Annotated in this window: 19 protein-coding genes; 7 read left to right on the forward strand and 12 right to left on the reverse strand. The window is 63.2% G+C overall.

Features of this window, described 5'->3' with window-relative positions:
* Positions 1-117 precede the first annotated feature (117 nt).
* From LB513_RS12040 to LB513_RS12050, 3 genes are read left to right on the forward strand one after another with little or no spacing between them, the layout of a single operon-like run.
* Complete coding sequence (locus LB513_RS12040) at positions 118-768, forward strand: bifunctional DNA primase/polymerase (RefSeq protein WP_224663729.1); 651 nt, start codon at positions 118-120, stop codon at positions 766-768.
* Positions 765-2,906 carry a glycosyltransferase gene (locus LB513_RS12045; RefSeq protein WP_224663730.1) on the forward strand — a complete coding sequence of 714 codons (2,142 nt, stop codon included), beginning with the start codon at positions 765-767 and terminating at the stop codon, positions 2,904-2,906. Before LB513_RS12040 ends, LB513_RS12045 begins: the two co-directional genes overlap by 4 nt.
* 40 nt (positions 2,907-2,946) lie before the next feature.
* A complete protein-coding gene (locus LB513_RS12050; protein ID WP_224663731.1) occupies positions 2,947-4,518 on the forward strand; it encodes a glycosyltransferase in 1,572 nt (523 codons plus the stop codon).
* Between the two features lie 28 nt (positions 4,519-4,546).
* Here LB513_RS12050 and LB513_RS12055 read toward each other — a convergent pair whose 3' ends face one another.
* The 4 genes from LB513_RS12055 to LB513_RS12070 form a co-directional block, all read right to left on the reverse strand.
* Positions 4,547-5,329, reverse strand: coding sequence for a glycosyltransferase (locus tag LB513_RS12055; RefSeq protein ID WP_224663732.1), 783 nt, complete (start codon positions 5,327-5,329; stop codon positions 4,547-4,549).
* Positions 5,330-5,378: 49 nt separating this feature from the next.
* Complete coding sequence (locus tag LB513_RS12060) at positions 5,379-6,347, reverse strand: hypothetical protein (protein ID WP_224663733.1); 969 nt, start codon at positions 6,345-6,347, stop codon at positions 5,379-5,381.
* 88 nt (positions 6,348-6,435) lie between these two features.
* Positions 6,436-7,011, reverse strand: a complete 576-nt coding sequence (locus LB513_RS12065) for a DUF1349 domain-containing protein (protein WP_224663734.1) — start codon at positions 7,009-7,011, stop codon at positions 6,436-6,438.
* A gap of 64 nt (positions 7,012-7,075) precedes the next feature.
* Positions 7,076-8,515 carry an aldehyde dehydrogenase family protein gene (locus tag LB513_RS12070; RefSeq protein WP_224663735.1) on the reverse strand — a complete coding sequence of 480 codons (1,440 nt, stop codon included), beginning with the start codon at positions 8,513-8,515 and terminating at the stop codon, positions 7,076-7,078.
* 312 nt (positions 8,516-8,827) lie between these two features.
* Between LB513_RS12070 and LB513_RS12075 the strand changes: the two genes are divergently transcribed.
* Genes LB513_RS12075 through LB513_RS12090 form a run of 4 tightly spaced genes read left to right on the forward strand, consistent with a single transcriptional unit; the run spans position 8,828 to position 13,764 of the window.
* Complete coding sequence (locus LB513_RS12075; RefSeq protein WP_224663736.1) at positions 8,828-10,081, forward strand: sarcosine oxidase subunit beta family protein; 1,254 nt, start codon at positions 8,828-8,830, stop codon at positions 10,079-10,081.
* An 8-nt stretch (positions 10,082-10,089) separates the two neighbouring features.
* A complete protein-coding gene (locus tag LB513_RS12080) occupies positions 10,090-10,356 on the forward strand; it encodes a sarcosine oxidase subunit delta (protein WP_224663737.1) in 267 nt (88 codons plus the stop codon).
* Positions 10,353-13,238, forward strand: a complete 2,886-nt coding sequence (locus tag LB513_RS12085; protein ID WP_224663738.1) for a sarcosine oxidase subunit alpha family protein — start codon at positions 10,353-10,355, stop codon at positions 13,236-13,238. The genes LB513_RS12080 and LB513_RS12085 overlap by 4 nt, the downstream gene beginning before the upstream one ends.
* On the forward strand, positions 13,231-13,764 hold the full coding sequence (locus tag LB513_RS12090) for a hypothetical protein (protein ID WP_224663739.1): 534 nt from the start codon (positions 13,231-13,233) through the stop codon (positions 13,762-13,764). Before LB513_RS12085 ends, LB513_RS12090 begins: the two co-directional genes overlap by 8 nt.
* Positions 13,765-13,773: 9 nt before the next feature.
* Here the strand turns inward: LB513_RS12090 and LB513_RS12095 are convergent, their stop codons facing one another.
* From LB513_RS12095 to LB513_RS12130, 8 genes are all read right to left on the reverse strand, one after another.
* Positions 13,774-14,259 (reverse strand): hypothetical protein, encoded by a 486-nt coding sequence (locus LB513_RS12095; protein ID WP_224663740.1) that lies wholly within the window; start codon positions 14,257-14,259, stop codon positions 13,774-13,776.
* A gap of 119 nt (positions 14,260-14,378) precedes the next feature.
* On the reverse strand, positions 14,379-14,939 hold the full coding sequence (gene msuE / locus LB513_RS12100; RefSeq protein WP_224663741.1) for an FMN reductase: 561 nt from the start codon (positions 14,937-14,939) through the stop codon (positions 14,379-14,381).
* A 253-nt stretch (positions 14,940-15,192) separates the two neighbouring features.
* The gene (locus LB513_RS12105; RefSeq protein ID WP_224663742.1) at positions 15,193-15,999 is read right to left on the reverse strand and encodes a transglutaminase-like domain-containing protein; all 807 of its coding nucleotides are present in this window, start codon (positions 15,997-15,999) and stop codon (positions 15,193-15,195) included.
* A 31-nt stretch (positions 16,000-16,030) separates the two neighbouring features.
* On the reverse strand, positions 16,031-16,951 hold the full coding sequence (locus LB513_RS12110; protein ID WP_224663743.1) for a transglutaminase N-terminal domain-containing protein: 921 nt from the start codon (positions 16,949-16,951) through the stop codon (positions 16,031-16,033).
* A gap of 227 nt (positions 16,952-17,178) precedes the next feature.
* Positions 17,179-17,832 carry a class II aldolase/adducin family protein gene (locus tag LB513_RS12115; protein WP_224663744.1) on the reverse strand — a complete coding sequence of 218 codons (654 nt, stop codon included), beginning with the start codon at positions 17,830-17,832 and terminating at the stop codon, positions 17,179-17,181.
* Positions 17,829-19,169: a 3-oxo-tetronate kinase gene (gene otnK / locus LB513_RS12120; protein WP_224663745.1), complete on the reverse strand. Its 1,341-nt coding sequence runs from the start codon at positions 19,167-19,169 to the stop codon at positions 17,829-17,831. Before otnK ends, LB513_RS12115 begins: the two co-directional genes overlap by 4 nt.
* A 245-nt stretch (positions 19,170-19,414) precedes the next feature.
* On the reverse strand, positions 19,415-20,092 hold the full coding sequence (locus LB513_RS12125) for a TetR/AcrR family transcriptional regulator (protein ID WP_224663746.1): 678 nt from the start codon (positions 20,090-20,092) through the stop codon (positions 19,415-19,417).
* 143 nt (positions 20,093-20,235) lie between these two features.
* On the reverse strand, positions 20,236-21,498 hold the full coding sequence (locus LB513_RS12130) for a CaiB/BaiF CoA transferase family protein (RefSeq protein ID WP_224663747.1): 1,263 nt from the start codon (positions 21,496-21,498) through the stop codon (positions 20,236-20,238).
* Between the last annotated feature and the right edge of the window lie 17 nt (positions 21,499-21,515).

The following is a 21,515-nucleotide window of genomic DNA, read 5'->3' on the forward strand; positions in this document are numbered from 1 at the left end:
GCGGGCGCTCCATGTAGAATCACAGGACAGACACCGGATTCGATGCATACTGCTTGACGCAACCCGTTTGGCGCAAAGATTATCAGCCTGACGCCTTGCGGCAACGAAAGACCGGTGATGCTGTCTGGACCAAACGCCGACTACGCAGTCCAGCTGTTGGCCAAGGGCTACATCTGTGTGCCGCTGCGAAGCGGTGGCAAACATCTCGACCTCGAGAGCATGGACTATAACCCGCTGCATCTGCAGACGCGTCGAAAGAACCTCAAGGAGCTGGCGTTCAGATCGGTGGCCTTCCAGCTGTCGCAGAGGCCGCCCACGAGCGATGACGTCAGCCGCTGGTTCCAGAATTCTTCCGGCAATATCGGCATCGTCGGAGGGTACGCGAATCTCCTTATCCTGGATTTCGACAAGGTCAGCGGCTATCGAGACTGGTCAAGGATGCATCAGTCGCTGGCCGAGCGCACGCCGCTCGCCAGGTCGCCCAACGGCTTCCACGTCTATCTGAGAACGGAGGAACCAACCATCTCATCGAGCCTCTATTCCGGTCTGCGTCGGGTCGGCCACGTAAAGGCACTTGGCGGCTATGTGGTTGCCAGCCCGTCGATGCTCAGGGACGGGTCGTCCTATGAGTGGGTCCAGGGCCGGTCGCCATTCGATGTCGATCCGCAGCCGATCGCCAGCCTTGCCGATATTTCGCTTCGCTCCGTCGCGCCGCTCAAACGCGTCTATGACCGGTTGCTCGATCGTGGGTTCTTCGAGGCACAATGAGCGTATCGCAGTCGCCGAAGGACATCAGCGTGATCATCCCGGCCAGGAATGCCGCGTCGACAATCGATAGCACGCTGCGCAGCCTTGTTGCCGACAAAGCGCTGATCAGCGAAATCCTTCTGGTCGATGACGGCTCCGACGATGGGACGGCCCGCATTTCGATCGAAAGCGCGCGGAAATACGGGCTGCCGCTGGAGGCAGTGGCTACCCGCGCGGGCAGCGCCGGCGCTGCCCGAAACGTCGGCATCGTGCGAGCCAGGGGCAAGTTCATATTCATGCTCGATGCGGACGACGAAGTCGTGGCGGGAGGCCTGGGGTCGTTGCATGGCGCGCTCCTGCGCAATCCCAACGCCGGCCTTGCGATCGGTGCCTGCATTCGCCGCACGAGCGGCCGACCCGACAAGCTGAAGCCGCCTCTGGGATATACGGATGACCGCGCCGGGAATGTCCGACGGTACCTGCTCAACGAAACATGGCCGATCGCGATGGGCAGCGCGCTGGTGGTGGCGGCGGCGACCGCCGCACTTCGCTTTCCGGAGCGAATTAGCCTGGACGAGGACACATGCTACTGGGCGTCGCTGCTCGCGCGCGCAGAGGTGGTAACCGTCCCCACGGCAGTGCTTGTCTACCATCACGATGACGCAAGAATGGCGCGACGCTTCATAAGCGCGCCTCGCGCGACATTTCTTGCGATGGCGCTGGAGTTCAACAGACTGGCCCTGCCGGGCGTCGACAGGGAGGTCGTTCAGTGGAGAAAAGCCTGGATAGCACTGCGGATCGCGAGGCAACTCATCAGGCACCGCATGTATGAGGACGCAGGGCGAATGATGCGCGCCGTCCGTGCGCACAAGGCTTTCGCTCGGAGTTGGAAAGCGTTGCAATATCGTGCCCGTGTCGCGATCGGAAGCTTGGCCAGGCCGCGGACGGAATTCGCAGCAACCAGTTCCGCTACCAGGCAACGCACGCTGATCGTGTGTAACGATCCCGCCTATCCGCCGACGTCCGGCGCCGATCTGAGAAATCACGGCAATGCCGTGGCGGCGGGGGCATTCGGACCTGTTTGTCTGGTTTCGGTAAGGCCGCAAGCCGCCGGCCCGCGACCGCTCGATCCGCCATTCCGGAGCGAGGCCTTGTCGGTGGAAGGCGAACCTCGTACGCGCTCGATCGGGTGGTGGCGCATAAGGGCGGAGCAGCGCGTTTCCCGAGCCGCCCTGGCGCGTCTGGAGGGGCTTGTCCGCGAGTTCCGGCCTGACACCATCGTGGTCGAGGGCATCGGACTGTTCAAGCTGCTGCGGCCTTTGCGGCGACTGGCCAAACAGCTCATCCTCGACATGCACAATGTCGAATCCGACCTGGCGGGGCAGCTGGACCGTGGGGATGCGGCACGACCCGGCACGACCAAGCTCACCGCCGCCCTCGGCATCCAGCGCCTGGAAAGAAAGGCACTGTCGATTGTCGACAGGGTGTGGGTCTGCTCGAATGAGGATGGCGCCAAGCTCGCGGCCCTCGCGCGGCGCAACGTGCCGATCCATGTCGTGCCGAACGGGATTCCGCACGCCGAAAAGATTCCTGAGACCCTGCCCGCCGAACCCTCCTCCGGCAACGGCTTCCCGGTGATCCTGTTTGCCGGCCATCTCGGCTACGCTCCAAATGTCGATGCGGCCCAGCGCTTGGCCAACGCCATATTGCCTCGCATCCGGCAGGCCTTTCCCGGCGCGCGACTTGTTATCGGCGGGCGTCACCCGGTGCCGGCCGTGCAGGCGCTGGGCGACTTGCCGGGCGTCGAGCTTGTCGAGGACCCGCCAGACATGGTGCCGCTGCTTTCGGCGGCGCATCTCAGCATCGTGCCGCTTACCGCGGGAGGCGGCACGCGCATCAAGATTCTGGAGGCGATGGCCTGGGGCGTGCCGCTGGTCGCCACGCCATTGGCGGCCGAAGGCCTTGGCCTGGATGACTATTTGCTGCTGTCGGACGCCGATGAGAGCCTTGCCGACATGGCTGTGGAACTTTGTCGCGATGGCGAGCGCCGCGCACGGCAGCGCCTGCTGGCGCACAAGGCGGTGTGGGAGAGATTCGGGCCGCTTGCCATTCGCGACGCCGTCCGCGACGGGATTGGACTGGACAAGAGCGCCACATGAGCACTAGCCATCCTTCCCACCATCCATCCATGAGCAGCCAATGATCCCGCCAATCCTGCATCAGACATGGAAGACCGACAGCATACCCGCGCGCTTCCAGCCCTATGCCGACAGCTGGAAACGGCACAATCCGGACTGGACCGTGATGTTCTGGAGCGACCGGATGCTGCTCGAATTCGTTGCCGAGCACTATGCGGATTTCCTATCGACATTTTGCGATTACGTGAACGGCGTGGAGCGGTCGGACGCAGCCCGCTACATGCTCCTGCATCATTTCGGCGGCGTCTACGCGGATATCGACTGCGAATGCGTTGCACCCTTCGATCCGATCATGCACGAGACCCGGATCGTGGTGGGCAAGGAACCCGTTTCGCAGGCATCCATCCAGTCGGATTTTCGCGGCCTGCCCTACCTCCTGTTCAACGGAACGATGGCGAGCCCGCCCCGGCATCCGTTCTGGCTGCATCTTCTGTCGATGATGCGGGGCCTGGCTCATGCCAAGAACGTTCTGGATGCCACGGGACCATGCCTGCTGACCTCAGCCCAGCGTGGTTTCGCGGATCAGGACGCCTTCGCCATTCAGCCTTCGGGCCTCTTTACGCCTGTACTGTCGGGCGGTTCGAAGCCTGAAGCCGATGCAGATACGGCGCCCCTTTCGATCCACCACTGGGCGGGCACATGGTGGAAGCCGGAGCCGCCGCCGAACTGGAGCAGCAAGCTTCGCAGCCAAGCGCACCGGCTATGGTATCACCTGACGCGCCGTCCGCATCTGGATGAAACGGCGGCGAAAGCAAGCGTCAGCACTGCCGCGCTCGCGGCGCCGCTGCCCGCAGGCCGCAACATCGCTGTTCTGGTGCCGCTTCGCGATGCCGCCGACCTTATCCAACCGTTTCTGGAAACGCTCGGCGGTCTCGACTACCCCAAAGACAGAATCAAGCTGGTGTTCTGCGAAGGCGACAGCGTGGATGGAAGCTGGGACCGGTTGAAGGCTGCTACGGCAGGCTTGGCCGGCGAATATCGCGACATTGTCGTGCTGCAAAGCCATGTTGGCACCACCTTGGACAGGGTAAGGCGCGCCAGGCCACGCATGCAGCGCGTGAGGCGGGGCGCCATTGCCAAGGTCCGCAACTATCTGATCGATCACGGGCTGGATGATGAGGACGATTGGGCGTTGTGGATCGACATCGATGTCTGGCGCTTTCCCGCCGATGTCGTAAATCGGCTGCTTGCCACGGGACAGCGCATCGTAGTGCCTAATTGCGTGAAGGTTGCCGGCGGCCGCAGCTTCGATCTCAACAGCTTCGTCATCACACGCCATGAGAAGGACTACCGCTACTATCGCGACATACGCGGCGGCTTGCACCAGCCGCCAGTGCAGACGCAGAGCCGCTATCACCTCAGCGATCTCAGGCATCTCGACCTCGTCGGCCTGGATGCGGTCGGCGGCACCATGCTTCTGGTCGATGCCGGCCTGCATCGCGGCGGCCTGCGCTTCCCGGAAATTCCTTATAGGGACCTGATCGAAACCGAGGCCTTCGGCCTTCTCGCAAACGATCTCGGCATCAGGCCGGTCGGCCTGCCGAAACTCGAAATACTCCATGTGCCGTGGTGATGGAGCCGTGATGAGGCGCCGGGCCGGTTCACCTTGCCCGAGGGCGGAGACGATTGGTCAGACGGCGCAGCAGTGATTTTTCGCGCCGCTCCCGCAGCCAGTATGCGGTTGGCAGGAAGGCTTGCTGACAGGTCAGGAGATGGTCGTGTGCAAAGACGAGCGCCGCCGACTGAGCCGGTGAGTCCGGGACAAATCCGCTGCCGTGGTCGAGCCCGCCATATGGGTGATAGTTCTCGCCGTGAATGCCCAGATGCTGGACGCGGCTACGTCTCATGGCGGCCAGTGGCACTTTCAAGCCATTGAAGTGCTCGCAGTAACGGTCGTCTATGTGAGGCTGTCCACCCACGCCCTCGAGCGCCAGGCTCGCAAGAGAACGTCGCCAAAGCGTCCCGGCGTTGCCGATCCTGGCCTTGCGAACGAGATCGGCCCCCGCCGCGTCGCCAGCGTGCAGGATCGAATTGTAGAGGGTCAGCAACCCGTCGAAACCTGCCAGTTGCTCAAGCCCGGCGCCAATGGCGTCGCGGTTGATGATCATGTCGCTGTCGAGGAAAAGCAGATACTCATGACGCGATGCCAGGAATGATCGCCACACTTCCGTGATCATCCCCGAGGCGCCCTGTCTCACCGGCGTGCGCTCGAGCCTGGCCCAAAGCCCTGCCTCGCTGATCAGCCTCGCCGTGTCGAGGGTCGGGCTTGCGTCGTCATAGACCACAATCTCCGAACCCTCGGGCAGGATCAATTCGGCGGCCGTGGCAAAGCAATGGCGGACCAACTCCGCGCGCTCGTGGACCGTGATGGCGATTAGAACCATCGGGCACCGCTAGCACGGCGCGACGACAATCGATATGCCGTTGCGCGTCTCAGCGCGAAGCCAATTCCTGCCGCATGGCTTTCAGATAGGTCTCGGGCCTCAGCCTTTGCCAGAGGTAGCCAGGCTCGGTAAGCGGCTTGAGTTTCTTGACCTCGCGCTCCAGCAGATCGAGGTCCCAAACCTGCCGCCAGTCATCGACCACAATGACCGGCAGTCCTTCATAGAGCGGGTCCAATGGCGAGGTTTTGGTGATGACGATGCAGCCAAGATAGAGCAACTCCCACATCCTGTGGCAATCCATCCCGTTTCCTTCGGTGGACAGGACAAGCGGATACTGTGAATAGAGCTCCCATATCGCTTGCTGCGCCACATGCCGCTCCAGAAAGTCGACATGGGGGCATCCATGCAGCGCATCGATCAGCTCCCGGCGCTGCCTGGAGCCTCGGCTGACTTTGAAATCGCAGAATATCTTCAGTGATTCGGTCTTGCGATTCCGCCTACCGCTTAGTGTTTCGAGTTGTTTCACCATGGTGTTGGGCGTTGTGAAGGACCGAAAAGTGTGGAGATCGAGGCCTATAGGGAAAGGCTTGATCCTGGGGTCAGCGCGATCGCAATTCTGCGTGTACCACGATACCAGGAAAGGATTGGCGAGCAGACGGTCGACGGTCTCCTCCGCTAGATCCGACGGCACCGAGGCATCGCCATCGGTGGTCAGCAACGTGAAGGGAGCCCTGATCGTCGGCAGGACAATCCTGGCGAACGTGTCGATATCGCAACGTTGCGAATCCCTGGCGAGAGTGCTCAGGCGCACCCATACCAGGCCATGCGCGCCAGTGTAGTGCCGGCGGAAGAACGAATCGCTCTGTGCGGATTCGGTCGGCGCGCAACGGTACCAGGCCGGCCCGGCGAAATCGCAGAAATGGCCGATGCCTTTCGACCACAGGACGGGGGGAACGCCGAGAAACCGCAGCGACTTCGAATAGACGGTTCGTTTGACCGTTGCCCGCCAGCGCGACATGCCCATCGACCAGCTTTAGCCCGGGCGCCACCGCGGTTGCAATGCCGACGGGCATGTCGAAGCCGACGGCATCCGGCTCCTTGTGCTATCAATCGTGGAGTTCGCGTGAAATCGGCGGACCAATCGAAAAGCCTGAAAAGCTGACCTCGAAGCCTTCGCGTTGCGGCGAACAGCACATCATGCCGACATCGACGGCAGCGGAGATCGGAAAATAGGCGAGCCGCACAGGCTTCCAATGACCGTCGGACGCATCGAGGTACTGGACGCGGATCGTCTCGGCGTGGCGCGTCAGCCGGATGGTGACGCCATGCGGCCCGGCCGGGATGGTGGCCAGCGACCAGTCCGAGGTATCGTTGGTGACGACGACGGAGAGATACATCACGCCGTCGGTGTATTCGATGCCGGCCTTGACCCAGTGTGTCTCACTGAGCCGGACCATAAGTCCGGCCTGGTCGTAGAGTGTCTCGTAGCGTCCGTCGACCGTGACTTCGGCGGTGAAATCGCCCTCGACCGGCCGATGCAGGAAGTGGCCGTCGTCGCGCCAGAACCCGTAGAAGGTCTCTCGCCAGAAATCGGTCTTTTTGCCGGTGCGGACCTTAACGACATCGCCTTCGATGGTGTGGTGCGGCGGCGGGTTGAGCCAGGCCAGATCCTTCAACGTCATTGCTTCAGCCAGTCCGGTTCTTGATCCGCATAGGCGGTCGCCGGCCCGATCGGCCGGCGTCCGATCAGCCCGCGAACGTATAGGCCGTCTTCACCGTGGTGTAGAACTCCGCCGCGTAACGGCCTTGTTCGCGCGGACCGTAGCTCGACCCCTTGCGGCCGCCAAAGGGCACATGGAAATCGACACCCGCGGTCGGCAGGTTGACCATCACCATGCCGGCCTCCGAATTGCGCTTGAAGTGGGTGGCGTGCTTGAGGCTTGACGTGCAGATGCCCGACGTCAGGCCGAAGGGGGTATCGTTGGCGACAGCCAGCGCCTCGTCGTAATCCTTGACGCGGATGACGCTGGCGACAGGGCCGAAAATCTCCTCGCGCGAGCTGCGCATCGCATTGGTGGCCTCGGTCAGCAACGCGGGGCTAAGGTAGAAGCCCGGTGCCTTGCGGTCGAGCCTTTCACCGCCGAAGGCAAGCGTGGCGCCTTCCCTGACGCCGATGGCGATGTAATCCTCGTCCTGCTTCAACTGGGTCGCATCGACGACCGGACCGATCTGGGTCTGAGCATCGAGCGCGTCACCGATCACCAGTTTTTCCATGCGGTCCTTGAGGGCGTCGACGAAGCGGTCATGGATGGCTTCGGTCACGATCAGCCTCGAGGAGGCGGTGCAGCGCTGGCCGGTCGAGAAGAATGCGCCGTTGATCGCGCAATCGACGGCAGTGCCAAGATCGGCGTCGTCAAGCACGACGAGCGGATTCTTGCCGCCCATTTCGAGCTGGAACTTTCGCATGTGCTCGACGCTCGCGGCGGCGACGCGCTTGCCGGTTCCGACCGAGCCGGTGAAGCTGATGGCGTTGACATCGGGGCTGTCGAGCATCGCTTGGCCGACCACCGAGCCCTTGCCCATGACGAGATTGAGCACGCCCTTCGGCAGGCCGGCACGATGCAGGATGTCGACGATGGACCAGGCGCTCTCCGGAACAAGTTCCGCGGGCTTGATGACGATGGTGTTGCCGTAGGCCAGCGCCGGCGCGATCTTCCAGGCCGGGATGGCAATGGGAAAGTTCCAGGGCGTGATGATGCCGACCACACCGACGGCCTCGCGGGTCATCTCGACCCCAACCCCGGGCCGCACGCTGGGCACGACTTCACCAGTCAGTCGCAGCGTCTCGCCCGCGAAGAAATCAAAGATCTGGGCGGCGCGAATGGTCTCGCCGATGCCCTCGGCCAAGGTCTTGCCTTCCTCGCGGGCCAGATTGCGGCCGATCTCATCCTTGCGCGCCATGATCTCGTCGGAGGTCTTTTTCAGCACCGCGTGGCGGGCCAGGGGGCCGGAGCGGGACCATGCCGGAAATGCCGCCTTGGCCGCCGCGATCGCCTGCTTTGCCTGTTCGGCTCCCGCCGAGGCGTATTCGCCGACGATGTCGCTGGTGTCCGACGGATTGATGTTGCGCGAACCGGCGTCGCCGACCCATTCGCCATCAATGAGGTTCTTCCGGAGCAGAGTCATGGTCTTGTCTTTCCTACTGGCTGGCCGAGAGGCGGCATCTGTCTGGACCCGTATTTGACAGACAAATGCGCTGCGGGAAAGTATACAGTGCTGCGTTCATCCCGACAAAAATCCCAAATAAAACGCCCATCCAGCGCGGATTGCTTCGGCGTGTGAACTTGTCTGTACGGCAGCGCCAGGTTCATCGCGATCTAGTATCGATATGAGTTGACAAGCCATGTTCCCGGCGTCGAAGAAGGGGGGCTCGCTCATCGCGGTCCCCTCCTGCAACGACCGACCGTCCTTCCGCAAACCAGCCCTTTCCGGCCCGTCATGACAAGAACCTATTCAGCTCTGTCGCTCTTCAAGGAGGGTCTTGCCGGTCAGACCGGCTGGCAGCCTGCCTGGCGTTCGCCCGAGCCAAAACCGTCCTACGACGCCATCGTCATCGGCGGCGGCGGCCATGGGCTGGCGACCGCCTACTATCTGGCCAGGAACCATAACATCTCCAGGGTCGCCGTGCTGGAAAAGGGCTGGATCGGCGGCGGCAATACCGGCCGCAACACCACTGTGGTGCGTTCCAATTACTATTATCCGGAAAGCGTTGAGCTCTACGGACTGGCGCATCGACTCTACGAAGGGCTGTCGAAAGACCTCAATTACAATGTGATGCTGTCGCAACGCGGCATGGTCAATGTGTGCCACTCGACTGCCGAGATGGAAGTCGGCGCGCGCACCGTCAACGCCATGCAGATCAACGGCATCGACGCGGAGCTGTTTTCTCCAGACGACGTGCGCCGCGTGGCGCCGATATACAATTTCTCGGCCAATGCCCGTTTCCCCGTCTTCGGCGGCGTCTGGCAGGGCAGGGCCGGAACGGCGCGGCATGACGCGGTCGCCTGGGGGTATGCGCGCGCGGCAAGCCGGCTCGGCGTCGACATCATCCAGAACTGCGAGATCACCGACTTCATGATCGAAGGCGGCCGCTGCCGGGGCGTTCAGACCTCGCGCGGCGCCATCCGCGCCGAGCGCATCGGCATGGCGGTGGCCGGTCATTCCTCTCATCTGGCGGCCAAGGCGGGCTTCCGGCTGCCGATCAACTCCTATGCGCTGCAGGCTTGCGTGTCCGAGCCGGTCAAGCCGATCCTCGACACGGTTCTGTCGTCGCCGGCAAACGGCGTCTATGTCAGCCAGTCGGACAAGGGCGAGATCGTCATCGGCGGCGGGCTGGATCGCATCCCCTCCTACGCGCAACGCGGCAATCTACCGACGCTCGAAGGTGTGATCGCGGGCCTGCTGGAGATGTTCCCGATTTTCGGACAGTTGAAGCTGATGCGGCAATGGGCGGGGATCGTCGACGTCGTGCCCGATTCCTCGCCGATCATCGGCGAATCGCCGCTGCCCAATTTGTTCCTGAATTGCGGTTGGGGCACCGGCGGCTTCAAGGCCATTCCCGCGGGCGGCACGCTGCTGGCGCAGCTGCTCGCCACCGGCAAGCACAACGACATCAGCCGCCCTTTCGATCTCGACCGCTTCGCCACCGGGCGGCTGATCGACGAAGCGGCCGGCTCCGGCATCGCGCATTAGAGGCAATCATGCAGCTTTTCCCCTGCCCGTTCTGCGGCCCTCGCGACGAGAGCGAATTCCACTATGGCGGCCATGCCGGCAACGCGCGGCCCGACGGCGCCGGCATGCCGGCTGAGGGCTGGGCCGGCTACCTCTATCTGCGGCCCAATCCGAAGGGCACGGCACGCGAAATCTGGGTTCACATGAATTGCGGCGAGTTCTTCGTCATGGAACGGGACACCGTCAGCCACACGGTGCTGTCGGTGACGACACTTGGCGGGGAGCACGCGGCGTGACCGCCTCGCGCCTCGCCAAAGGCGGCAGCGCCATCGACCGGTCGCGGCCGATCCGCTTCAGCTTCGACGGCTCCACCGTGCATGGCTTTGCCGGCGACACCATCGCCTCGGCTCTGCTGGCCGGCGATGTGGCGGTGGTCGGCCGCAGCTTCAAATATCACCGGCCGCGCGGCATCTGGGGCGCCGGCGTCGAGGAGCCGAATGCAATGGTCGATGTCGGCGGCAGCCTGGCTTCGGCGCCGAACATTCGTGCCACGACCGAGCCGGCGCGCGACGGGCTGGTGACCAGAAGCGTGAACGCCACGCCCACCGCCCAGACCGACCGCAACGCGTTCCTCGACCGATTTGCCCGCTTCATCCCGGCGGCATTTTACTACAAGACGTTCATGTGGCCTGACTGGCACATGTTCGAACCGCGCATCCGCGCCATGGCGGGCCTGGGCAAGGTCGACAGGGACTGGACCTCGCCTGGCATAGCGGACCAGATCAATCATCACTGCGATTTGCTGGTGGTGGGCGCGGGACCGGCCGGACTGGCGGCGGCCAAGCTGGCGGCCGGAGCGGGCCTGTCCGTCACCCTTGTCGACGACCAGCGGAAGCCGGGCGGATCGCTCGCCCACCGCGCCGGCGATGTCGACGGCAAACCGGCGGCAACATGGGTGGCGGAGTCGGTTGCGCAGCTTGCGGGCGCCGGTCACGTGATCCTGCCTTCGACCCCCGCCTTCGGCATCTACGACCACAATCTGGTGGGGCTGAACCAGCGCCATTTCGACGGCCGACCGGACACGCTGTGGCGGGTCAGGCCGCGCCAGATCGTGCTGGCGACCGGGGCCATCGAACGGCCGCTGCCTTTCGCCAACAACGACCTGCCCGGCATAATGTCCGCGGATGCCGCGCTCGTCTATCTCCGGCGCTATGCCGTGCTGGTCGGCCGCCGCGTCGTCGTCGCCACCAACAATGACAGCGCCTATGAAGTTGCGGCGGCACTGGCCGAAGCCGGAGCCGATGTCACGCTTGTCGACATCAGGCGTGACGGCATGCCGGATACGCCGGCCAAGGTGCGACTGGTCAAAGGACAGGCGCTTGCCTCCGCCAGCGGCAGATTGCGTGTCGAGGGCGTGACGCTCGACGACGGCACCAGGCTCGACGCCGATTGCGTGCTGGTGTCGGGCGGCTGGACGCCGACCATCCATCTCTTCGGCCAGGCCAGGGGAAAGCTCGCCTGGAGCGAGCAGCGCGCCGCCTTCCTGCCGGGCGATGCCGTCGACGGCATCGCGGTTGCCGGCGCCGCCTCTGGAGCGGTCTCGTTGTCGGAGGTGTTCGCCAGCTCAGTGAACGCCGTCGCATCGCTAGGGGAGACGGCGGAACCCGCGCCACGCAGCACCGGGCCGGAGTCGACCGGCGGTATAAGCGCCGCGTGGCCGATGCCGGGTTCGAAAGGGCGCATCTGGATCGACTACCAGAACGACGTGACGGCCAAGGACGTCGAACTGGCGGCACGGGAGAACTTCGTCTCCGTCGAGCATCTGAAGCGCTACACCACGCTCGGCATGGCGACCGACCAAGGCAAGACCTCCAACCTGCCCGGCCTGGCGTTGATGGCCGCCATCACCGGCCGTACAGTGCCGGAGGTCGGTACCACCACCTACAGGCCGCCATTCACGCCGGTGCCGCTGCCGAGCTTCGCCGGTGTGCGTGTCGGCGAAATGCTGGCGCCGTTGCGGCGGCTGCCGCTGGAAAACGTTCACCGCGCCAGCGGTGGCGTGTTCCAGGAATATGGCGGCTGGCTGCGGCCGGCCCATTATGGCGGTGGCGCCGATGCGGACAGATCCATTCAGGACGAGGCCCTGCGCGCCCGTCAATCCGTTGCGCTGTTCGACGGCTCCACGCTCGGCAAGATCGAGGTGATCGGGCCCAAGGCGGCGGAGTTCCTCGATTTCATCTATTACAACACCATGTCCACGCTGAAACCCGGCCGCTGCCGCTACGGTTTCATGCTGTCGGAGAACGGCGTAGTCTTCGACGACGGCGTGCTGGTCAGGCTGGACGAGCATCGCTTTGTGGTGTCGTGCTCCTCCTCGCATGTCGCGGCCGTGCATGCCCGGCTGGAGGAATGGCGACAGGACCGTTTCGGGAGGGGCGCGGTCTACATCCACAACGCGACCGCCGACATGGCGACGCTGACCGTCTCCGGTCCGAATGCCAGGAAGCTGGTTGAAACATTGGAACTGGGCCTGTCGCTCGACGATGCGGTCCTGCCGCACATGGCAATCGGCCATGGCAGCTATGGCGGGGACGAGGTTCGCATAGCCCGCGTCAGTTTTACCGGCGACAGGAGCTACGAGATCTCGATCCGGGCGGATCGCGCCGAGCCACTTTGGGCGCATCTGCGTCAGGCCGGCCAAGCCTTCGATGCCGTCCTCATCGGTCTGGAGGCGCTGATGATCCTGCGGGCCGAGAAGGGCTTCATCGTCATCGGCAAGGACACCGACGGCACCACGCTGCCGCATGATCTCGGGAGCGATGCGCCCAGAGCCAAACGCCAGGCCGACTATGTCGGCCGCCGTTCGCTGTTCACCGATGAGGCATCGCGCGGCAATCGCATGCAGCTGGTCGGTCTGACGGTGCCTCAGGGCGAAGCGCCGCTGCCGACAGGGGGACATGGCATCACGCGAATTGAGGGTAGATTGCGCAGCCAGGGCTTTGTCACCTCGAGCTACCAAAGCCCGACGCTTGGACGACCGGTCGCGCTTGGCCTGATCGAACGCGGTGGAGCTCGCCATGGCGAGGCGATCGAAATCCAGCATCTCGGCAAGATCAGGACCGCGACGATCGCCGCCCCTTGCGCTTTCGACCCGGCAGGAGACCGGCTGCATGCGTGATCTGGCGGAGAAATGGTCCGTAACGCCTGACTGGGATTTGGCGGCGATCACCGCACCCGGCCTTATGGTGCGGGCCCTGGCTGGCCTAGACCAGGTCCTGGTCAGCGGCGATCTCGATGCCTGGGCGAACGTCTCAGGCCTGGAGGGGACAGGCGTGGGCGCCTTCGGCGCCGCGCGCGGCGATCGCTACACGGTGCGGCTGGCGCGTGACAGGCTGCTCGCTGTGTCGGGAACGCCGCTCACCATTGCGGCCGGGTGGCACCCGGAGGGCTTCGCGGTAACGCCGATCAGCGCCGGATTGCGGGCGTTCGAGATCGAAGGTACGGCCGTCGACGCTTTCATCGCGCGCGGGGCAACGCTCGATCCGAACCAGGCGAGCCCCAGCGCAGCACTCTCCTTCGCCGGCATCAATGCAATCGCCTACCGGCACGAGGACAAACTGCGCATCCATGTCGACCGGGGTCTTGCTGCGTATCTCTGGACATGGATGGAGCAGGCCGCCGGCCACATCGCAGCCGGAAACTAGCCGCTATCCTCAGAGCGTGAACGACCAGAACAGGCAGGCCACGGTCGCAGCGGCGAAGATCACGAAAAACAGGCTGCGCAGCAACACATTGCGGCGCAGTTCGTTCATGACGAAGTGGCACCCGATCACCGCGGCGGCAAACAGGAACCGCCAGTTCAGCAGCGCCCACAGGGCAGCGCCCTGGCCGAACGCCCATCTGGCGACAAGTCCGCCAAGGATCGCCGCGAGCAGAACGATCACCGTCCAGAACAGGGCATCGGCGGCGTGGGTCAGGACAATGCCGGCCGCCCTGATCGGCAGGACCATCATCAAGAGCGCGCTGAAGAAATAGACCGCTGCAAGCGGAATGAACGTCCCGGCATCGGCAATGGCGTCCAGCCGCTTCACGCCGATCGCTCCGTAGGGATAACCGTGCCTGGCCACCGCCAGGCTCAGCGCCATGAGCAACGCGGCCAGCACCGCGACCAATGCGAAGGATGTGAGGGCTTTGCTCATGATGCTCCTGTGCCGAACGAATCAGACAGGAACGTTGTAGTCGCCGGTCGTAAATCGGGGGTAAGCGCGAGGGGCTCGCCTTGCGGATTTCGATCCGCGCGGCTCGACTTGGCGGCTGGCTATTCCGCGGCGATCCTGGATGCCGGACGGTTGGCCAGCACGAGGCCGACCTCCTCCACGGCCTGGGCCGCACGCTTGAGGATGGCTTGCGAATGCAGCACGCCGTTGGTGAAATCCTTGTCGGTGGCATAGACGGCCGTAGGCAGGGTGAAAGCCTCGAAGAAGCCGAAGAGCGGCCGAAGCTGATGCTCGACGATCAGCGAATGGCGCTCCCCGCCGCCGGTCGCGGTCAGCACGATCGGCTTTCCGCGCAGCGCGGCCGGGTCGATCAGGTCGAAGACGTGCTTGAACAGACCGGTATAGCTGCCCTTGTAGGTCGGCGAGCCCACGACGAGCACATCGGCGTCGAGGATCTTCTCCAGGATCGCCATGGCTTGGCCGTCAAGGTCGCGGGCCGATCTCGCCGCGCCGAGCGAGGGGCCGAGATCCTCGATATCATAGGTGACCGCCGACAGACCGTGGCGCGAGGCGATATCCCTAGCGACAAGATCGACGAAGGCGCGCGTCTTGGAGGGTCGCGTGATGTTGCCGGAGAAGCCGACGACTGATGGATTTGGCATGGCGGCGGGCCCTTCTGCGAACGTGACAGGTCAATACGACACCCCTGCGGCCGTCCGCGAGGCAGGTGAACAACAGACCGCCAGCAGATTGCCCGTTCCACAGATCGTGTGGAGCCCGTTTATTCCAAATCCATTGCCGCGATTAGAAATTCTCCTTTGATCTGGCGACGACAATTACGGCGATGTCACCTGACCGGCAGTTTCGCCGGCCGAGGCGCGGATTTAGGTGGAGCGATGCCCCGGTCGCACGAAGCTAATCGACTTCCTGCGTAATGACCTCGAAGCGGGTGAGCTGCGACTGACCGAAGCTGGTCGAGATCGCCACGTCCGTCGCGTCGCGGCCCGTCGCCATCAAGATCCGGCCGATCCTCGGCTTGTTGTGGCGCGCGTCGAAAGTATACCAGTTGCCGCCCAGATATGCCTGGAACCAGGCGCTGAAATCCATTGGATCCGGAACGGGCGGAACACCGATATCGCCGAGATAGCCGGTGCAGTAGCGCGCCGGAATGTTCATGCATCGGCATAGCGTGATGGCAAGATGAGCGAAGTCGCGGCACACGCCTTGCCTGTCGATGAAGCCGCCATAGGCTGTGCGCATGGCGTCTGCGTTCTGATAGTTGAATGTTATATGGCCATGCACGAAGTCGCAGATTGCCTGGACGCGCGCCCAGCCCGGTTGTGTATTGGAGAAGTTGGCCCAGGCGAAATCGCTGAGCCGTTGCGTGTCGCAATAGCGGCTCCCAAGCAGGAACACGAGGACTTCATCGGGCAGATCCTTGATATCGTGCTGCACGGCGTCCCAAGCCACGACATCGGGCCGGCCGCTGTCGTGCACTACGAAATCCGATGACATCTGGATTGTGCCCGCCGGCGCGGTGACGCGGGTGCAGGCGTTGCCGAAGCTGTCGGTATATCCGCGCGCCTCGACGCGGGGATCGAACGCAACGGTCGCCTCGCTGAGTAGGTCGGCGCGGCGAGAAGGATGGACGTCCAGAACCAGCAGCATCTGCGTCGGCTGGGGACATTGATAGGCGATGTTGAAGCCGGCGCGGATTTTCATGATGCCCCCTGTTGCTGGAGCTTCTAACGCCTTAGACCGGATCCGGTTGCCAGGCTTTTTCGGCCTCTTCTCCTGGATGCTTTTCAGACGTTACATTGACCCGCACCGTCATGCCGAGATCGTCCGAGGCCTTGCCGTAATAGCTCCCCGACAGGGGGACGGCCTGTGACGGATCGCGCGCGACTGCAACCCGGATCAAGTCCCGGTTGCCGACGATGCCGTTGGTGGGGTCGAACTCGACCCATCCGGCGCCCGGCAGATAGACCTGGCACCATGCATGCGTCGATCCGCCGCCGAGGTTGGGTTTTCCATCGCGGCTCGCGACGTAGATGTAGCCTGTGACGAAACGGGCGGCGAGGCCGAGAGCGCGGACCGCTTCCATCATCAACAACGCGAAATCTCGGCATGAGCCCTGTTTCGATCGCAGTGTTACGATCGGCGCCTGGGTACCGTGTTCGGTCCGGCGCTTGTAGGTAAATCCTTCGTGGATGGCATAGCAGAGGGTCATCAACAGCTTGCCGGTCTCGACCACCGGACCACCGCTATGGAATTGGCGGGCCCATTTCTCGATTTCGCCGCCATCGTCGACGAATTGTCTGCGGATGGCGCTTTCCAGGTCCGGCAATTCGTCGGGAGGGTAGCGGAACGGGTACACCAGGGCTTTCTCGTCGGTGCGAAAGTCTGGCCCGGCCTGCGGCGTATGCTCGAGACTGATATTGGTTTCGAAGCGCAGTTCGTCCGCCATCTCCGCTATGCTCACATGCGCCAGGCAGTTGCCGAACACATCATGGGTCCAGCGGACGGATTTCGGCTGCGGGCTGACACGCAACGACACGTCGAGCAGCCTCTGGTCGTAGCTGTCGCGCGGCCGGAACATGAGCACGTGTTCGCCAAAGCGGACCGGCCGCCTGTAGCGGTAGACCGTAACATGGTTCACGGAGAATGTTGGCATCGGAGATGGGCTCTACCTGTCGGCACACTTCGTATCGGAAAATAAGGTTACGACAATGGTTAAGTGGCCATCGAGCGCGGACAGCCGGCCAATTCATTGTCGGTGCACCGAGACGCCGTCAACGAAAGTCGCGCAGGCATGGGCTGATATCCTGCTCGAAAACCGTTGTTTCGCCATTGAATATTCGGTCCGAAGGGTACGCGGACCGCCTCGGATCGTTACCGCCTTCAGAAATCACTTGGGCTTTGTTGCCCGTAGGTCTTGTAGCGGGTTTTGACGACGCCAAGTTCCTCCTCCGTCAACATGACCGGCCGCCCCACGGACCTTGCCAGCAGGTACTGCCTGGCCAGGGTCTCGAGCTTCTGCGTGCGGGCGAGCGCGATGGCAAGGCTGGGGCCGAAAGAGATCATGCCGTGATTGGCCAGGAGGCAACTGTTCCTGCCGGCAAGCGCCCTTACCGCAGCCTGCGCTAATTCCTCTGTGCCGAAAGGCGCATAGTCGGAACATGGAACATCATCGCCCCCGAACGATGCGATCATGTAGTGGAAGGGAGGGATCGATTCCCGCAGGCAGGACAGGGCAACGCAATGATCGGGATGGGCATGGACGATCGCCTCGGCCTCCGGAATTGCCCGATAGATCGCCGCATGCATGTTCCATTCGCTCGACGGGCGAACCGTTCCCTGCCATTCGCCATCAAGGCTCATTTCCACCATGGAAGCCCGCCCGAGGGCATCGGGAGCAATGCCGGTCGGAGTGATCAGCATGCCTGTATCCAGCCTCAGGCTGATGTTGCCCGAGGTCCCACTATTCAGGCCCTTCGCCGCGACATGGCGCACGGCATCGACGAGGGTTTGGCGCGGATCGATCAGGTTGGTCATTGAACCCTCGCTTGCGGCGGCCACTCGTCGACATAAGGCTCTATGCTGACCGGCCGCGTCATCTCGTCGAGCACGGCCGAAAAGACGTCCAGCGCGCCCAGTTTTCCGGATTTGAGCATCAGAGCCACCGGAAACGGCATCTCCGCCACCATGCGACCGGTGCCCAGGCCCTGATACGGCCCGAGCGCGAAGCGCGATATCGGAAGTTTCGCAACGATTGCGCCGGCGGTTTCTCCCCCGGCGATGATAAGGCGCCGAACCCCATAGGCGAAGATCAGCTCTTGGGCCATATCGGCCAGGAAGTCCTCGGCCGCCCGGGCTACAACCTCGCGCCCGTGCTGGGCCTGCAGATTTTCCACCATATCCTGCGGGGCCGTGGTGACGATCGCAATCGGCGTGCCTGCGGCGATGGCTCGCTGGGCCGCCGAGAGCGCTTGCGCCGCTATGTCTTCGCCGGCAAGAACGGCCGAAAGATCGACCGTGAACACCTCGCCGCGCCTGCCGAACTCGGCCAATTGCTCCGCCGTTCGCGGCGCCACGCTTCCGGCAAGGATGGCGGCAGGACCATCTATGGCAGGCAGTGTAATGGCCTCGGGCTGGCCAAGCTTGCCGCGGCGGCGCCAGGCGCTGGGGAGATGAGCGGCGACCGAGGCGTTGCCGGTAAACAGCGGCATGTCGGCAGCGGCTTCGGCGATTGCCGCAAGGTCGCGCTCATAGATCGTATCGGTAATCGCGAAGCGGATTCCGTCGGCCGCGAGGCGCTGGTAGTGCGAGCGCACCGCCTGCGCGCCTTTGTCGACCACCGGATGCGGCACGAGACCAACACGGACGGTGCTTTGCGCGGCCAGCACACGCACCAGATTGGAATCCGTCATCGGCGTCAGCGGGTCGAACCGCTTGGGCGATTCCGCGAGGATCTGCGAGCCGCCGAACATATAGCCTTGGAATACGGTCCGCTCGGTCTCGCACAGAGCTGGACAGAACAGCACCATTTCCGCCCCAAGCAATTGCGCCAGCACCTCGGCGCACGGCCCGATATTTCCGGCCGGCGTCGAATCGAACGTGGCGCAATATTTGAAGAAGATCTGCTCGCAACCGGCCGCCAGAAACGTTCGCGCGGCGCGAAGCGTGCGCTCGACGGCCTCGGCGGCGGGAATGACACGCGTCTTCAGGGCAATCACATGGGCAAGCGAGGCAGGGTCGATCGGCGTCTCCGCATCCGTCGAGAACCCGGTCGCCACACCGCGCGCGACCATCATGGCCGCAAGCTCCGACCCACCGGTAAGGTCGTCGGCGATCGCGCCGAACAAGAGCGGCCGCGTTCGTTGCGCTGTCATGGGCCAGGTGCCTTCCAATTCGCCGGCTTGAGCGGGCGTCGCGACATTCAAATCCGTGGCGGGAATGGAGCGACACGAACCACAGGATCTGCCCTCAGCAGCATGATCTTCCTGTGCCCGCACCTTACGTCGCGTCTACATCCAACCTCGTCTGCGCCTTCCATAATATGAGAAATATCGATTATCAATTGAGGTTGTCGGCTGCTTGCCGGACCGACGATCCGGCAATTGCCGGCGTTCCTTGGCTAGATTGATGGCTCACGCGGGATAAGAAGTTCAGGCAGATAGCACCTGAGATAGGCAATGCCCGCCTGATGTGCCTCCGCGATATATTCATCGGTGATTGTGCCATTTTCGGTGTAGGAGAGCCCGAAGACGCCGTCGACCACCGAAAAATAAGTCGCAAGCCGTCGGCGCCAGCCCGGAATCTCCGGCATGTGGAAGTAATGATCGAGAAGCTTGGCGCGCTCATCCACCAGGCGATAGGTCTGCGAAATGTCGGCGCTCTTCACTTCCATGCTGATATTGGCGCCGAGAAACAAGCGCAGCGCCGCCGGATGGTGGTTGTAATAGTGCGCCGCCTCGCTCAGCTTCAATCGGAACACATCCTGCCAGCGTTTCGGCGGGCTCGGCAGGTGTCCCTTGGAAAGATCCAGAAGCGCGTTGTGGTGCACTGCAGCCAGCGCCAGCAGAGCGGCCTCCGTGCTCGGAAAGAAATGATAGATCGAAGCGTTAGGAACTTTGGCATGGGCCGCGATCTGGTACAGGCCGATATCCTGGACGTTGTTGTTGGCCAGAAGCTGGTCCAGTGCCTCGAGAAGCTTGCGGAATCGCACTTGCCCCGGCTTTCGCTGAGGCTGCCGGGCGACAATGCGCTTTGCAGGGCGATCGACGGATACCGCCGCACCAGATTTGCTTTTCATCATGCATTCGCCTTTGCGAAGTCGGTCGCTGAAAGAAGCGCATTCCAGTTTATGCAGGGCAATCTGCCAATTTGGTCGAGTCCCTACCATATCCTGGGCATGTGGTCATGCAGTGCTTCGCGGCTTCCAGCGCGTGCCGCGCTTCAGGCTGCTTGCGGCGCCGAGAACTGACGCACGACACCCAGTTGCAGCAGTTGCGCGATTTCGTCGGCGGTATAATTGAGGACGTCTGCCAGGATTGCCGTGGTGTCTTCGCCTAGCATTGGAGGCGCCTTGTAGCGCGCATGCTCCTGCGAGGTCAGGCCTTGGGCCGGACGGACCAGCGACACAGGTCCGAGATGGTCGCTCTGGAGCGTCTGAACGACGTTGCGCGCCTTCACGGTCTGGCTCTCGAACGCCTCCGGAACGGACTTGACCTCGCCGGCGGGAACACCGTGGCGCAGGCATGCGGCCATCCAGTGATGGCGCGTGTTCTGCCGGAAAGACTGACCCAGGATCGCCAGCAAGCTGTCGCGATTGATCGCGCGGAGCGCGGACGTGGTGTAAAGCGGATTTGCCGCCACATCCGGAATGTTCAGGACCTTCTCGCACAGCGCCACGAACTGCTTGTCGTTGCCAACCGCGAGGGCGAAATTGCCATCGGAGCATTCACATATCTGATAGGGGACAACGGTCGGATGCGCGTTCCCGTAGCGGCGCGGTATGACGCCGGCGTTCAGATATCCGCTGCCGACATTGATCAGCGTGTTCATCGCGCATTCGAGCAATGAAATGTCGATATATTGCCCGACGCCTGTCTGCTGGCGCTGGTAAAGCGCCGCCAATACGGACTGCACTGCCACCATGCCGGCGACGATGTCGGTCATAGCGACACCGATGCGTTGAGGTTCGCCGTCGACCGGACCGGTGATGGACATCAAGCCGCTTTCGGCCTGAACGACAAAGTCATAGCCTGGGCGGTCCCACTCCGGGCCAGTCTGGCCATAGCCTGAAATCGAACAGTAGATGATCTCGGGATTGGCGGCCTTGAGCGTGTCATAATCGATCTTCAACCGCTGGACCGTGCCGGGGCGAAAATTCTCAATGACGACATCCGCCTGGGCTGCGAGCCGATGGATGATCTCGAGCCCCTTGGGGTGCTTGAGGTCGAGCGCGATGCTGGACTTGCCGCGGTTGGCGCAAAGATAATAGGTGCTGACGCCCCTATAGTTTGGAACCGACCAGGCGCGGGTGTCGTCGCCGCCTTCGATATTCTCGATCTTCCAGACCTCGGCGCCAAGATCCGACAGGCTCATGCTCGCCCAAGGTCCGGCCAGCACTCGGGAAAGGTCGAGGACCTTTATACCCGTGAGCGGCAAGGCCGCGACGCTTGTCTCGCCGAGCCGGCCGTCAACGGATTGCGCCATGTTTCCTCCCATTCGCG

The sequence above is a fragment of the Mesorhizobium sp. ES1-1 genome (genome assembly GCF_020164785.1).
Taxonomy (GTDB): domain Bacteria; phylum Pseudomonadota; class Alphaproteobacteria; order Rhizobiales; family Rhizobiaceae; genus Mesorhizobium.